The following is a 14394-nucleotide window of genomic DNA, read 5'->3' on the forward strand; positions in this document are numbered from 1 at the left end:
CCCCGACCTCACCGTCCTTCTCGTCCTTCTCGTCATTCCGGTTCTTCCGGTCCCTCCGTCCCGCCCTACGCCGAGCTGCAAAGGAACTCGCTCATGCTGCGCATCGCCGTCCCCAACAAGGGTTCACTGTCCGGACCTGCGTCGGCGATGCTGCATGAGGCCGGCTACCGGCAGCGCAAGGACACCAAGGAACTCGTCCTCGTCGACGGCGAGAACGACGTCGAGTTCTTCTACCTGCGCCCGCGCGACATCGCCGTGTACGTCGGCTCCGGCCGCCTCGACATCGGCATCACGGGCCGCGACCTGCTGCTGGACTCGGCCGCCAACGCCGAGGAGATCCTCCAGCTCGGCTTCGCCCGCTCCACCTTCCGCTACGCCACCGTGCCGGGCACGGTGACGGACGTGAAGGAGTTCGGGGGCCTGACGATCGCCACGTCCTATCCGACGGTCGTTCAGCGGCACCTGGCCGACCACTCGGTCGAGGCCTCCGTCGTCCGGCTGGACGGCGCGGTCGAGACCGCCATCCAGCTCGGTGTCGCGCAGGTCATCGCCGACGTCGTGGAGACCGGCACGTCGCTGCGCAACGCGGGCCTGGAGGTCGTGGGCGAGCCGATCCTGGACTCCGAGGCCGTCGTCATCCGCCGCACCGGCAAGGCCGACACGACGGCCGAGCCGAAGGTGCAGCAGTTCCTGCGGCGCCTCCAGGGCGTCCTGGTGGCCCGGCGCTACGTGATGATGGACTACGACATCCGGGTCGAGCACGTCGAGCGGGCCATCGCCCTGACGCCCGGCCTGGAGTCGCCCACCGTCTCCCCGCTGCACCACGAGGGCTGGGTCGCCGTGCGCGCCATGGTCCCCAGCAAGGACGCCCAGCGGATCATGGACGAGCTCTACGACCTGGGGGCCCGGGCGATCCTGACCACGGGCATCCACGCCTGCCGCCTGTGAACCCCGCCCATCGCGCCCCGGCCGCCGGCCCCGCCGTGTCCGCGGACCTCCCCGAGCTGCCCGTCACCTTCCGGCCCACGCGTACCCGCGCGGTGCTGCTGACCCTGGGTGCCGGGCTGCTCGCGGCGTTCGTCGCGATCGCCGTCCTGCTGCCCTCCGACGGGGCCCGGCCCTGGCACACCTCGGACCGCGCCTGGATGGTCCTCACCGGTGTGCTCGTCACCGGTGTGCTCGTGCTGCTCAGCCGTCCCAAGGTCGTCGCCGACCGCGACGGCGTCACCGTGGTCAATCTCACCACCAGGCGCCGACTGGAATGGGCGCAGGTGATCCGGGTGAATCTGCGCCCCGGCGATCCCTGGGTCTACCTCGATCTGGCCGATGGAACGAGCCTGGCGGCCATGGGCATTCAGCCCGGCATCGGCCGCGCCGGCGCCCTGCGCGACGCGCGGGGGCTGCGCGCGCTGGCCGAGGTCCACGGCTCGGGCGGGACCTCGGCGCAGTAGACCTGCCGCCCCGCCCCGATTCTTCATTACTCTGGAACCCCGCAACGACCCGAGGAGTGACACCCAAGCCACGATGGACGGACCGTCCGGTAGTACCTGCGCCGCCCCTCCGCACCGACATCCCGGAGCGGCGGCATGAACACCTCGTTGCTGCTCCTCGGGGCAGCCTTTGTCCTCATCCTCGCGAACGGCTTCTTCGTCGCCGCCGAATTCGGCCTGGTGACCGTGGAGCGGCCGGCTGCGGAACGCGCGGCCGCCGAGGGCGACCGACGGGCGCTCAGCGTCGTCGAGTCGCTGCGCAAGCTCTCCTTCCAGCTCTCCGGCACGCAGCTCGGCATCACGATCACCTCGCTGGTCGTGGGCATGCTCGCCGAGCCCGCGCTGGCCCACCTGCTGTCCGGGCCGCTCACCGCGGTCGGCGTGCCCTCCGGGGCCGCGCCCGCCATCGCGGTGGTCATCGGCATGATCCTCGCCTCGGCCGTCCAGATGGTCGTCGGCGAACTGGTGCCCAAGAACTGGGCGGTCTCCCGCCCGCTCCAGGTGGCCCGTTTCGTGGCCGGACCGCAGCGGGTCTTCTCCGCCGCGTTCCGCCCGGTGATCGAACTGCTCAACGCGGCCGCCAACCGCCTGGTGCGCGCCCTCGGCGTCGAACCGGCGGAGGAGCTCGCCTCCGCCCGCACCCCGACCGAGCTGGTCTCCCTCGCCCGGCACTCCGCGCAGGCGGGGGTGATCGAGCAGGACACCGCGGATCTCTTCGTCCGCACGATCTCGCTCGGCGACCTCACGACGGAGAACGTGATGACACCGCGCGTGCGGGTCAGTGCCCTCCAGGACACCGCCACCGCCGCCGACGTGGTCAACCTCACCCGGGCCACCGGGCTGTCCCGCTTCCCGGTCTACCGGGAGCGGCTGGACGACATCGTCGGCATGGCGAGCCTGAAGGACGCCCTCGCCGTCCCGGCCCACGAGCGCGACCGCACCCCGGTCGGGCGCATCACGGTGGCGCCGCTGCTCGTCCCGGAGACGCTGCCCGTCCAGCCGCTGCTGGAGCGGCTGCGCCGCGAGCAGCCGATCGCCGTCGTGGTCGACGAGTACGGCGGCACGGCCGGCGTGGTGACCCTGGAGGACATCGTCGAGGAACTCGTCGGCGAGGTCCGCGACGAGCACGACTCGGCGGACCTCCCGGAGCTGGCCCAGGTGCCCGCCGAGGGCGGCCGGCCCGCGTGGGACGCCGACGGCGGCTGCCGCGTGGACCTGCTGGAGCGCATAGGACTCGAGGCGCCCGAGGGCCCGTACGAGACCGTTGCCGGTCTCGTCGCCGACCTGCTGGAACGCATCCCGGAACCGGGTGACACGGCAGTGCTGCCCGGCTGGGAGCTGCGGGTGCGCGAAGTGGCGCACCACCGTGCCGAAAGGGTTCGCCTGGTGCGCGTCGGGTTCGACGAGCCGCAGGCGGGGCAGGAGCGCGACCGATGAGCTTCCTGCAACTGTTCCTCGCCGCCCTGCTGGTGCTGGGCAACGGCTTCTTCGTCGGTGCCGAGTTCGCGCTGGTCTCCGTACGGCGCAGCCAGATCGAACCCCTCGCCGGCACCCACCGGCGCGCCAGAACCGTGCTGCACGGTCTGGAGAACCTGCCGCAGATGATGGCGGCCGCCCAGTTCGGCATCACGGTGTGCTCCCTGACGCTGGGCGCGGTCGCCGAGCCGACCGTGGCCCATCTGCTGGAGCCGCTCTTCGTGGCCGTCCACCTCCCGGAGGGCCTGGTCCATCCGGCGGGGTATGTGATCGCCCTGGCCGTGGTGGTCTTCCTCCACCTGGTCATCGGCGAGATGGTGCCGAAGAACCTGGCCATGGCCGCGCCCGAGAAGACCGCGCTCTGGCTGAGCCCGGGCCTCGTGGGCTTCGCCCGGCTGTTCCGGCCCGTCATCGCGGTGCTGGGCTGGAGCGCCAGGATCATCCTGCGGCTGTTCCGGGTGGAGCCCAAGGACGAGATCGACGCGGTCTTCACCAGCGAGGAGCTGACCGCGCTCGTCGAGGACGCCCGGCAGGCCGGACTCCTCGACGACGACGCGCAGGAACGCCTGGAGGACGCGCTGGAGCTGGGCAGCCGCCCGGTCACCGACGTCCTGCTGGCCCCGGAGGAACTGGTCACGGTCGATGCGACGGTCACCTCCGCGGAGATCGAGGAGCTGACGGTCCGCACCGGCTACTCCCGCTACCCGGTGGCCGGGCCGGACGGTGTCTACCTCGGCTATCTGCACGTCAAGGACGTCCTCGACCTGGACGACCCGGACCGCCCGGTGCCCTCGCGGCTCTGGCGGCCGATGGCCACCCTGCGCGCCGAGCTGCCACTGGACGACGCGCTGACCCAGATGCGGCGCGCCGCGTCGCACCTGGCGGCGGTCGCGGACGCGAGCGGGCGGGTGCTGGGGCTGGTCGCCCTGGAGGACGTACTGGAGATGCTGGTGGGCGAGGTCCGCGACCCGGCCCACCGGGAGACGGACGCCGACCGGGAGCCCGCGGCTCCCGAGCGGGAGAGCGTCCACGCCTCCCAGGCGCTGGCGAGCTGACGCGGAAGGGCCCGGGCGACCGCCCGGGCCCTTCTTCGTGCGCGGGCCGTACGGGCCGGCCCGGAACCCTCAGTCCAGCGGCTCCGGCGGAGACAGCCCCGGACCGCGGCCCGACAGCACCTCGCCGTACGCCTGCATCAGATCGGGCAGCCGCAACGTCGACAAGTCGTCGCGTGACGGCGGGCCCGCGTAGCCGGACAGGCGCAGATCCCGGTAGGCGCAACTCTTCTCGTAGAGCGTGCGCAGGAAGCGCCCGTTGCCGAGTTCGTCGATCCAGCCCTGGTCGACGACATGGCCGCTGATCGCCAGCAGTTCCTCCAGCGCCTCCTCGTCCCACCGGTCGCCGTTGTCGGCGGCGAGGACCTCGCCGATGTCCGTGAGCTCCTGCGGGCGGTAGCTCGGGAAGTCGACGCGGGTGGTGAAGCGCGAACCGAGCCCCGGGTTGGCCGCCAGCAGGCGGTCCATGCCCTCCGGGTAGCCCGCCAGGATCACCACGAGGCGGTCGCGGTTGTCCTCGGCGCGCTTGAGCAGCACCTGGAGGGCCTCGTCGCCGTACGCGTCGCCCTTGCTGTAGCCGGAGTTGGACAGGGCGTACGCCTCGTCCACGAACAGCACCCCGCCGAGGGCGGAGTCGATCAGCTCATTGGCCTTCACCGCGGTCTGGCCGAGGAACTCCCCGACCAGGTCCGCCCGTTGGGCCTCCACCAGATGATCGCCGCCGAGCAGCCCCAGGGCGTAGAAGACCCGGCCGAGGATGCGGGCGACGGTGGTCTTCCCCGTGCCCGACGGTCCCGAGAAGACGAAGTGCCGCTTCGGGGGCTGCACCGGCAGACCCTGCCCGGCACGCAGCCGGGCCATGCGCAGCTGCGCCGACAACGCGCGGACCTGGCGCTTCACCGGTTCGAGACCCACCATGCGGTCCAGCTCCGCCAGCGCCTGGGCGAGCAGCACCGGGTCGGGCGCGATCACCGGCACCTGGGGCGCGATGGGGGAGACGGGCAGGACCGCCTTCTCCCGGATGTCGTCGTCGATCGGGCCGGTGCCGCCGAGCGGGTCGTCCAGCACCGAGCCGCCCGTACCGCCGCCCGCGACGCCCATCGTGCCGCCGCGCGCGTCCAGGGGATCGGGGTCGGGCAACAGCCCCTCGGGGGCGGTCTGCCCGAAGCCCGGCATGGCCACGGAGGCGTAGTCGGCGGACTCGTCGCCCAGGCCGTCCGCCTCGTCGATGGCCGTGAGGCGTGCGGAGGTGTCCATGAAACCGGGGTCGACGCGGTGCACGGCCCGGTACAGCGGCAGCGCGGCGGCGGTGCGGCCGGTGCCCTCGTAGGCGCGGGCGAGCCAGTAGCGCAGCTCCTTGCGCTGCGGCTGCTCGCTGCGGCACCGCATCAGCGCGGTGACCAGCAGCGGTTCCGCCTGTCCGTACAGCTCCAGACGCACCCTGGCCATGCCGCCGAACAGGCCCGCCTCGATGCCGAGGACGCCGTCGCCGAGCAACGGCTCGGTGTGGCGCACCAGTTGGTCCCAGTCCTTGACCAGGTAGGCCCGGCAGGCGTGCAGGAAGCGGACGTGCGGGTCGGTGTCGACGGGCGGGCACTCGGCCAGCGCCCGGTCCAGTTCGGCGATGTGGCGTCCGTCGAGCCAGTGCGAGGCGTGCGCGAGCAGCAGGTCGCGCCGGGTCTCCAGGACGGGCTGCACCCACCAGCCCAGCCAGTACCAGGAGTTCATGGAGCGGCGGCGGGCCCGGCGCTGCTCGCCGAAGCGGTCGCGGTGCCGGTACATCTGCAGCAGCGCGGTGGCGGTGTCCGCACGCAGGGCGTGCAGCCCGAGCCAGGCGTCGGCCATGCCCGGGTCGAGCCGGACGGCCGCCCGGAACTCCTCCTCGGCCTGGGCGTACGCACCCATGGTGTAGGCGTCCACTGCCCGCACCCAGGCGAGATCGGCAGGGGAGCCGGGGTGTTCCGTGCCGAAATCCATCAGGTCCCCACCAACCGTTCCCCCCGGTGTCTCCCACCGCCCCAACCACACGTCCCGGGGCGGGAGTTGATACAGGGTGCGCACCGCGGACGCATCTCCTCGCACCCCGATCGCATGGTACCCGTGCAGGCGGGACAGGCCGTAGAGCCACGCGGACCGTGACGTTGGGTGAGCAATTCGCTGCCGTACGGGGCCGGATCACCCGTCCAGGGCAGAACGAAGCCCCCGGTCACGGGGGAACAACCGGGGGCTTCGCGTCGTGGGGCGGTCGTACATGACCGCGCATTCAGAACGTAAGTCCTGTACGGCCCCCGGGTCAAGCCGCCCCGGAGCCCCGCCCGGGGGCCTGCCGGAGGGGGCCGGCGCGGCCGCCGAGCGTGGTCACGCTGGGTGAGTGGCCGTGTGCGCCAGGGGTGTTCCGGAGGGTGATTCACGTATCTCGTACCCATTTGCCACCTGCCGCACCAGCAGGTCGGCGAAGGGACGCGTGGGGTCGGCGGCGAAATGGGCGTCCTGCGCGCGCATCCATCCGGCCCAGAAACCGGCGAGTTGCGGGCCGTCCCGCCGTTCACCGCGCTCCCTGGCCGTGTCGCGGGGCACGTCCAGCCACATGGTGCGCGTCAGCCACGGCCGCACCGCCCGACGTCCCGCGCCCACTCCCTCGACGAGGACCACCGGTGCCGGGGGCACTTCAACGAGCGGGCCGAAGCGCCGCGCCACCCAGTCGTACTTCGCGGGCCGCGCCGTCCTGCCCCGGCTCAGCGGTTCCAGCACCTGTTCCCGGAGCCGGTCCGTCCAGGCGAACAGCTCGTCATGGGTGGCCAGATCGTCCAGGTGCACCACGGGCGCCCCGCCGAGCGCCCGGGACAGCGCGGCGGAGAAGGTCGTCTTCCCGGCGCCGGCGTGCCCGTCGACCGCGACCAGCCGCACCGGCCCGCAGGACGGCGGCAGCGAGCGCAGCAGGGCGGCGAGCGCCGGGAGCGGATCGGGAGCGGTGTGATCGTCCATCCTGGCAAGCCTACGACCTGCGCCGACGCGGGCGGCCGACGCGGGCGGCCTGCGCCGGGCGCCAGGGGCGTCTACGGTGAGAGTCGTGACCGACACCCCCCTTGCTCCCGGCCATGGCGCCCCCTCGGCGCCCCTCTACCCGGCCGAACGCCTCGAACTGGCCCGCAAGGCCGCCGCAGACGCCGGCCTCGACGCGCTCCTTGTGTCCCCCGGGCCCGATCTGCGCTATCTGACCGGCTACCACGCCCATCTCACCGAGCGCCTGGTCTGCATCGCGCTGCCGGTGCTCGGCGAGCCCTTCCTCGTCGTGCCGGAACTGGAGAAGCCCGGCGCCGAGCTCTCGCCGCTCGGCAGTCTCGGCGTGGAGATCGTCGGCTGGGCCGAGACCGAGGACCCGTACGCGCTCGTCGCCCGCCGTCTGCCGCGGACCGCGGGCGGCGGTCGCGTCGCGGTCGACAACCACATGTGGGCGGAGAAGGTGCTCGCCCTGCGCGCCGCGCTGCCCGGCGCCGAGCAGAGCCTGGCCGGCGAGGTGCTGCGGGAACTGCGCATGCGCAAGACACCCGCCGAGATCGACGCGCTGCGGCGCGCCGCCGCCGCCATCGACCGCGTGCACCGCCGCATCGGCGAGTGGGTCACCGCCGGGCGCACCGAGCGGGAGGCCGCCCGCGACATCGCCGAGGCCGTGCTCGAAGCGGGCCACACCACGGTCGACTTCGTGATCGTGGCCTCCGGTCCCAACGGCGCCAGCCCGCACCACGAGGTCTCCGACCGCGTCATCCGCGGCGGCGACCCCGTCGTGGTCGACATCGGCGGCACCACGCAGGAGGGCTACTGCTCCGACTCCACCCGCACCTACGCCGTGGGCGAGCCGCCCGCGGAGTTCCGTGAGCTGTACGAGGTGCTGCTCGCCGCCCAGCAGGCCCAGACCCAGGCCGTTCGCCCGGGGGTGACGGCGGAGGAACTGGACGCCGTCGGGCGGGACATCATCGCCGCGGCCGGGTACGGGGAGCACTTCATCCACCGCACGGGCCACGGCATCGGCCTGGAGACCCACGAGGAGCCGTACATCGTGGCGGGCAGCGCGCGACCCCTGGAGCCCGGCATGGCCTTCTCCATCGAGCCGGGGATCTACCTGCCGGGCCGCTTCGGCGCCCGCATCGAGGACATCGCGGTCTGCACCGCCGAGGGCGGGGAGCGGCTCAACCAGACCGCCCGGGAACTGGTGGTCCTGCCGGGTTAGTCCCGATGTGTTGACGCCGGGTACCGCTGGGGGGTATCCCGGACGCACGGGGGTGTGCGCGGCGCGCCGAAATGCGCGCGGCGTACGCCGGAGCGTCAGGGGCCCAGCAGGGTGCGGGAGTCGGGGGGCCGGCTTTGTTCGACAACGAGCACGACTTCGGGGTGCGTCAGTGGGTGGTGGGCGGCGCCACCGTGGTGGAGGTGTGGGGGGAGCTCGATCTGTACGCGGGGGAAAGCGTCGGCGCACGCCTGGACGAGGCATGCGCCGGGCCGCACCTCGACCTCGTGGTGGACCTGCGAGGGGTGGGCTTTCTCGACTGCGGCGGCCTCTCCGTGCTGATCCGCGCACGCCGGCGCACTCTGGAGCGCGGCGGGCGTTTCGGCCTCGTCGCCGACAACCCGCCCGTGCTGCGGCTGTTACGGCTGACGCGGACGACCGGGGTCTTCACCGTCCACGCCGACCTCGCCTCGGCGCTCGCCGCACGCGGCACCCCCGGCCCGTCGGCCGCCACCGGGGGCGCGATCGCCTGAGGTCTACGAGGGACGCGGCGCCAGCACGATCCACACCGGGCCGCGCGCGAACGCCATCGGCGCGCCCTGCCCGGTGGTGAACCGCGTCCCGTCGTCCGCTTCGGGACGCGACCAGTGCGCCCGGAACGCCTTCCCGTCGCGCAGCACTTCCGCGTCGCCCGAACCGACGGTCTCGCTGTACGGCGAGATGCTGCCCCAGCGGTCGTGGTAGCGCGAGGCACGCACGGTCACGTACTGGATCACGACCGTCGGCGCGCCGAGCTGCCCCGAGCCCGTCGCCGAGGCGGGCCTGCCGTCGAACGAGACCAGCCAGCGCTGACGTTCGGCCGACCAGCGCAGGCCGGCCGAACCGGCGGGGAACCGGACGGTGCGGGTGGTCGCGGCCGTGCCGCCGGAGGGCGCGGGGCCGAAGCGGAAGCCGATGTCGTGTGCGGTCGAGGCGTCCGGGGCGGCGGCGAGCAGCCGCGCCGGAGAGGCGTAGAGGTTGTGCGGCGCGGGACGGGAGCCGTCGCGCGCGTAGGCCCCACCGGCGTGGGCGGGTGAGACGTCGTGCACCGGTGCGGCCGCGATCACCGGCAGCAGCCTGCTCTGCGCGCCGGAGAAGGCGAGCGCGGGCCGGCCGAACTGGCGCAGCAGCTCCAGGTCCGACTCGCGTGCGCTGCGCACCGGCCCCACGCGGTCCGGCAGGTCGGCGGGGGGCCCGGAGAACACGGCCAGGATGCGGGTGAGTCCCGCCTCGACCTCCTCCACGTACACCAGGTCGGCCCGGTCGATCCCGGTCTGCGGCCGGGCCGGGCCGACGTTGTCGATCTTCACGGCGAGCACGGGGTGGGCCCGGTCCTGCGGCAGTCCCGTGAACGGCGAGCGCTCGCCCACGGCCGACCGGGACGGCAGCGGGGACGCGGACGGCGTGGCCGCCGGGGGAGTGCCGCGGCCGGGCGCGTCCGACGCCCGGTCAGGGCCGCCGTGGCGGGCGAGTATCCCCCAGACGAGCACGATCAGCACGGCCAGCACCGCGAGCACGGCCAGTGCGCCCGTGACGGTCGGGTTCGTGGCGCGTCTTCCTCCACGGTCCACCACAGCCACCTCTCGGACTGCATAGATATACCGCTACAGGAAAATCAATTGCCGAACTGCCTTGCCTTTTCCAGTATCCGTCACAGGGAGCCGGTTCCCCAGAGCGCCACGTCGGCCGACCGGGCGGCGGCGGACAGGGTGCTCGGCCGTGCGCGATACGACCGCCCGGCGGGAGGCGGCGGCAAGCGCCGGCAAGCGGCGGCCCCGGCTCCGCATGACTATGCCGGGGCCGACCATGCCTCCATGCGTCGTACGGCGCGCACGCCGCCCATCGGGACCGGCGCGGCAACAAGCCCGGGATCGACGCCCGTTGGTCCGCCGCACGCGATGACGCCGCAGCGCGGGCGCCCTGTCAGCCCTCCGCGGCGGTCCGCTCCTGGGCGGCCACGGCCTCGGGGGTGGGCGCGGTACCGCCGAGGTGCGCGGGCAGCCACCAGTGGTCGTCGGGACCGGACGGGCGGCCGGTGTAGGCGCGCTGCGCGTCCTCCAGCAACTCCTGGATGCGCAGGCGCAGACGGCGGGTGAGCGCACCGGGCTTCTCGTTCTCGCCCGCCTCCATCTGCTCGCCCACGCGGATCGAGATCGGGAAGCGGTTGCGGCCGAGCTGGCGCGGCTGCCCCTTGGTCCACATGCGCTGGGTGCCCCACAGGGCGACCGGCAGCAGCGGCACCCCGGCCTCCATCGCCAGGCGCGCCGCGCCCGACTTGAAGGACTTGAGCGTGAACGACTGCGAGATCGTCGCCTCGGGGAAGACCCCGATGATCTCGCCGGAACGCAGCGCCGACAGGGCGTGCTTGTACGCGTGCATGCCTTCCGAACGGTCCACCGGGATGTGCTTCATCGCCCGCATCAGCGGCCCGGACACCTTGTGCCGGAACACCGACTCCTTGGCCATGAAGCGCACCAGGCGCTTGGCAGGGAGCGCCGTGAGACCCGCGAAGATGAAGTCAAGGTAGCCGATGTGGTTGCTGACCAGCAGCGCGCCGCCGTTGCGCGGCACGTGCTCCGTACCGGAGATGTCGAAGCGCAGGCCCTGCACCCGGAACATCGTGCGCGCGAAGCCGATGACGGGTGGGTAGACGAGTTCGGCCATGCGTGGGGCCCCTTTTCTTCGTAGGGGGTGGCCCCCGGTGGAAGTTACGCGGCCGTAGGTTTGCGACCGCGGGCTGATCGTGCACCGTAAACGGGTGCCGTGTCATCCCGCGTGCCCGCGCCCGGGCGAGATTCTCATCACGTCACCCGGTCGTACGACGCACCAGCAGGTACATCTCGCAGCCGAGGCAGTAGGCGAACACCGCGTTGAGGAACGCCGCCGCCAACGCGCAACCGGTAGCCGCCATCCCCAGCCACTGCGGGCCGGCGAACCAGCCGACCAGCCCGATCACCGCGAACACCAGACCCACCGCCTGCGCGAAGCGCGGGGGCGCCGGGTCCTCGGTCTCGGTCGGCGGGCCCAGCCGGGGGCGGACCACCGTGCGGAACAGCAGGCCATAGGGTGAGTGCTGCACACCCAGCGCGGCACCGACCGCGAACACGAGCGCCTGGACGGCGAGCAGCCAGCCGCTGCCGGTGACGAGAACGGCGGCCAGCACGACCGTCGTCAGGCTTGCGGCGAACCGCGGTCCTCGGGCATCAATGGCGTGAGTGCTCATGGCAGTCATGATTCCGGACGGCGGCCCGGCTGGACCCCCGGGAATCATGGCAGTCCTGTGAACGCTGCAATCGCGGGGAGGACGGACATGACGGGACTGGTGGTCTGCGTCGCGGTGCTGGCCGCGGCCGGGGTCTTCGGACTGGTGCACCGGCGGCGCGACGGAAGGATACGTGTGCGGGACAAGGACACCGCGGAACTGCTGACGGCCGGTGAGATCGGCGCGGCGCTCGGCGAGCGGGCCACGCTCGTCCAGTTCTCCAGCGCGTTCTGCGCCCCCTGCCGGGCGACGCGACGCACCCTGGAGGACGTCGTCCGGATGGTCGACGGGGTCGCGCACGTCGAGATCGACGCGGAGGCGCGCCTCGACCTCGTCCGGCGGCTCGGCATCCTCAAGACCCCGACCGTCCTGGTGCTCGACGCGGACGGCGCGATCGTCCGGCGCGCGGCGGGGCAGCCCCGCAAGGCCGACGTCATCGCGGCCCTCGGCGCCGCGGTATGACGCCCGTCCCACCCCTCCGTGCGCTCTTGACGGCGCGGCACCCTGATTGTCAGTCTGACGTTATGTCGCGAGACCTCTTTCTCTTCGCCCGCTTCGACGTCGACCTCGGTCGGCACGCGAGCGCCCGCTGTCACCGCCGCTGAGCATCCGCAAGCCAGCACGCCTCCGGCTCGACAGCACCAAGAGGACAACTCCATGACCGCGTCCCCCGATCTCGGCACCCAGGCCAGTCCCGCCCCGACCGAACTGCCCGCAGCGGCGCACCCGGAGGGCGCTGTTCCCGTTTCCCCGGGATCCGCCGCCGGCGAGGAGAGCCCGGCGTCCGACGTCTTCGGCTCCGACGCCTTCCGCTCGGTCTTCCGCCGCCACGCCGCGGGCGTCGCCGTCATCACCGCGGCCGGCACGCGCCCGGTCGGCTTCACCGCCACCTCGCTCACGTCCGTCTCGGCGGAACCCCCCCTCGTGTCGTTCGGCATCAGCACCACGGGCTCGGCCTGGCGGACGGTCGCCGATGCCGCGTACCTCGGGGTCCACATCCTGGGCGAGCACCAGGAGGACCTCGCGGCCACCTTCGCCCGCAGCGGCGCCGACCGCTTCGCCCCGCCCACGGCGTGGGCCCCCGGTCCGTACGGCGTGCCCCTGCTGGAGGACGTCTCGGCCTGGCTCGTCGCCCGCGTCGTGTCCCGGATACCCGCCGGCGACCACCGCGTCGTGATCGCGCAGGCCGTCGCCGGCGCCCCGGACGGCCCCGCCCGGCCGCTCCTCTACCACCAGGGCAGATTCAACACGTTGCGCCACTGAGCATGGCCGCGGAGCCGCCCGGCCGCGTCGGCAACGTCACAGTCCACCACCCTTGCGAAGGGGGAGGGGGCGGACTGTACTGGCGAGTAATATTTCTGCCGGAGCGCCGCAGCGTCCCGGCGGGGAGCAGCCGTCCAAGGCGCCTATGCTGCCCTTACTGGGCAGTTGACGTACCCCGACGCAGTAGTAGGAGAGCACACGTGAGCTTGAGGATCGTTGTAGCGGTGAAGTACGTGCCCGATGCGACGGGGGATCGTCATTTCGCGGGGGATCTGACGACGGATCGTGATGCGGTGGACGGGCTGCTGTCGGAGTTGGACGAGTATGCGGTGGAGCAGGCGCTGCAGATCGCGGAGGCGTCGGGGGATGCTGAGGTGACGGTGGTGACGGTGGGTCCTGAGGATGCGAAGGACGCGTTGCGCAAGGCGTTGTCGATGGGTGCGGACAAGGCGGTGCATGTCGAGGACGAGGGCTTGCACGGGTCTGATGTGATGGCGACGTCGCTGGTGCTGGCGAAGGCGGTCGAGCACGTGGGGTTCGATCTGGTGGTGACGGGGATGGCGTCCACCGATGGGACCGGGGGTGTGGTGCCGGCGTTGGTGGCGGAGCGGTTGGGTGTGCCGCAGGTGACGTTGCTGTCGCAGGTGGCGGTCGCCGGTGGGACGGTGTCGGGGCGCCGGGACGGTGACACTGCCAGTGAGCAGGTGGAGGCGGCGTTGCCGGCGGTGGTGTCGGTGACGGACCAGTCGGGTGAGGCGCGGTATCCGTCGTTCAAGGGGATCATGGCGGCGAAGAAGAAGCCGGTGGAGTCCCTGGACCTGTCGGACCTGGGGATCGATGCGGGTCAGGTCGGTCTGGCGGGTGCGTGGACCGAGGTTGTGGAGGCGGCGGCGCGTCCGGCGCGTTCGGCCGGGACGATCGTGAAGGACGAGGGCGAGGGCGGCAGGCAGCTCGCGGAGTTCCTCGTGAGCCAGAAGTTCATCTGAGCAGTCGTCGCAGTCTTCGTTTCTGATCCGCTGGGAGTTTTCTGATGGGTGAAGTCCTGGTCTTTGTGGACCATGTGGATGGTGCGGTGCGTAAGCCGACGCTGGAGTTGTTGACGATCGCGCGTCGGCTGGGTGAGCCGGTGGCGGTGGCGTTGGGTGCTGGTGCTGGGTCGACTGCGGGTGTGCTGGGTGCGCATGGTGCGGTGCGGGTGCTGGTGAGTGAGGCTTCGGAGTTCGCGGAGTATTTGGTGGTGCCGAAGGTGGATGCTTTGGAGGCGGCCGCGAAGGTGGTGGGTCCGGTGGCGGTGCTGGTGGCGTCGTCGGGTGAGGGCAAGGAGGTCGCGGCGCGGTTGGCGTTGCGGCTGGGGTCGGGTTTGATCACGGACGCGGTGGATGTGGTGGCCGGTGATGGGGGTGCGGTGGCCACGCAGTCGGTGTTCGCGGCGTCGTTCACGACGCGGTCGCGGGTGACGTCCGGCGTGCCGGTGATCACGGTGAAGCCGAATTCGGCGCCGGTGGAGGCTGTCGGGGCGGCGGGTGCGGTGGAGGAGCTTGCGGTGACCTTCGGTGCGCTGGCTACGGGTGCGCGGGTGGTGTCGCG

The 14394-nt window shown here is 72.4% G+C and carries 15 protein-coding genes; 10 read left to right on the plus strand and 5 right to left on the minus strand.

Annotated features, from left to right (window positions below):
• Positions 1–93: 93 nt before the first annotated feature.
• From hisG to ACIP64_RS33580, 4 genes are all read left to right on the plus strand, one after another.
• Positions 94–948, plus strand: a complete 855-nt coding sequence (hisG, locus tag ACIP64_RS33565; RefSeq protein WP_401594301.1) for an ATP phosphoribosyltransferase — start codon at positions 94–96, stop codon at positions 946–948.
• A complete protein-coding gene (locus ACIP64_RS33570; protein ID WP_401594304.1) occupies positions 945–1451 on the plus strand; it encodes a PH domain-containing protein in 507 nt (168 codons plus the stop codon). The genes hisG and ACIP64_RS33570 overlap by 4 nt, the downstream gene beginning before the upstream one ends.
• Before the next feature lie 135 nt (positions 1452–1586).
• Complete coding sequence (locus tag ACIP64_RS33575; protein WP_401594307.1) at positions 1587–2927, plus strand: hemolysin family protein; 1341 nt, start codon at positions 1587–1589, stop codon at positions 2925–2927.
• Positions 2924–4021: a hemolysin family protein gene (locus ACIP64_RS33580; protein ID WP_401594310.1), complete on the plus strand. Its 1098-nt coding sequence runs from the start codon at positions 2924–2926 to the stop codon at positions 4019–4021. Before ACIP64_RS33575 ends, ACIP64_RS33580 begins: the two co-directional genes overlap by 4 nt.
• A gap of 69 nt (positions 4022–4090) precedes the next feature.
• On the opposite strand, the gene ACIP64_RS33585 is transcribed toward ACIP64_RS33580, so the two are convergent.
• Together ACIP64_RS33585 and ACIP64_RS33590 are read right to left on the minus strand one after the other, a co-directional pair.
• On the minus strand, positions 4091–5995 hold the full coding sequence (locus ACIP64_RS33585; protein WP_401594313.1) for an AAA family ATPase: 1905 nt from the start codon (positions 5993–5995) through the stop codon (positions 4091–4093).
• Positions 5996–6376: 381 nt separating this feature from the next.
• Complete coding sequence (locus tag ACIP64_RS33590; protein WP_401594316.1) at positions 6377–7003, minus strand: uridine kinase; 627 nt, start codon at positions 7001–7003, stop codon at positions 6377–6379.
• Between the two features lie 76 nt (positions 7004–7079).
• Between ACIP64_RS33590 and ACIP64_RS33595 the strand changes: the two genes are divergently transcribed.
• Together ACIP64_RS33595 and ACIP64_RS33600 are read left to right on the plus strand one after the other, a co-directional pair.
• The gene (locus tag ACIP64_RS33595; RefSeq protein ID WP_401594319.1) at positions 7080–8246 is read left to right on the plus strand and encodes a M24 family metallopeptidase; all 1167 of its coding nucleotides are present in this window, start codon (positions 7080–7082) and stop codon (positions 8244–8246) included.
• 134 nt (positions 8247–8380) lie between these two features.
• Positions 8381–8776 (plus strand): STAS domain-containing protein, encoded by a 396-nt coding sequence (locus ACIP64_RS33600; protein WP_401594322.1) that lies wholly within the window; start codon positions 8381–8383, stop codon positions 8774–8776.
• 3 nt (positions 8777–8779) lie between these two features.
• On the opposite strand, the gene ACIP64_RS33605 is transcribed toward ACIP64_RS33600, so the two are convergent.
• From ACIP64_RS33605 to ACIP64_RS33615, 3 genes are all read right to left on the minus strand, one after another.
• Complete coding sequence (locus tag ACIP64_RS33605; protein WP_401594325.1) at positions 8780–9853, minus strand: DUF3048 domain-containing protein; 1074 nt, start codon at positions 9851–9853, stop codon at positions 8780–8782.
• Positions 9854–10205: 352 nt separating this feature from the next.
• Positions 10206–10946 carry a lysophospholipid acyltransferase family protein gene (locus ACIP64_RS33610; RefSeq protein WP_401594328.1) on the minus strand — a complete coding sequence of 247 codons (741 nt, stop codon included), beginning with the start codon at positions 10944–10946 and terminating at the stop codon, positions 10206–10208.
• Positions 10947–11088: 142 nt separating this feature from the next.
• Entirely contained in the window at positions 11089–11505 is a 417-nt protein-coding gene (locus tag ACIP64_RS33615) for a DUF4395 domain-containing protein (protein WP_401594331.1), read from the minus strand.
• A gap of 87 nt (positions 11506–11592) precedes the next feature.
• On the opposite strand from ACIP64_RS33615, the gene ACIP64_RS33620 reads away from it, so the two are divergent.
• The 4 genes from ACIP64_RS33620 to ACIP64_RS33635 form a co-directional block, all read left to right on the plus strand.
• On the plus strand, positions 11593–12006 hold the full coding sequence (locus ACIP64_RS33620; RefSeq protein ID WP_401594334.1) for a TlpA family protein disulfide reductase: 414 nt from the start codon (positions 11593–11595) through the stop codon (positions 12004–12006).
• 195 nt (positions 12007–12201) lie between these two features.
• Positions 12202–12807, plus strand: a complete 606-nt coding sequence (locus ACIP64_RS33625; RefSeq protein WP_401594337.1) for a flavin reductase family protein — start codon at positions 12202–12204, stop codon at positions 12805–12807.
• 200 nt (positions 12808–13007) lie between these two features.
• Positions 13008–13793 (plus strand): electron transfer flavoprotein subunit beta/FixA family protein, encoded by a 786-nt coding sequence (locus tag ACIP64_RS33630; RefSeq protein ID WP_401594340.1) that lies wholly within the window; start codon positions 13008–13010, stop codon positions 13791–13793.
• Positions 13794–13837: 44 nt separating this feature from the next.
• On the plus strand, positions 13838–14394 hold a 557-nt coding region (locus ACIP64_RS33635), incomplete at its 3' end, for an electron transfer flavoprotein subunit alpha/FixB family protein (protein ID WP_401594343.1).

Origin of the sequence: Streptomyces sp. NPDC088733 (genome assembly GCF_044751185.1) — a bacterium.
Taxonomy (GTDB): Bacteria; Actinomycetota; Actinomycetes; order Streptomycetales; family Streptomycetaceae; genus Actinacidiphila.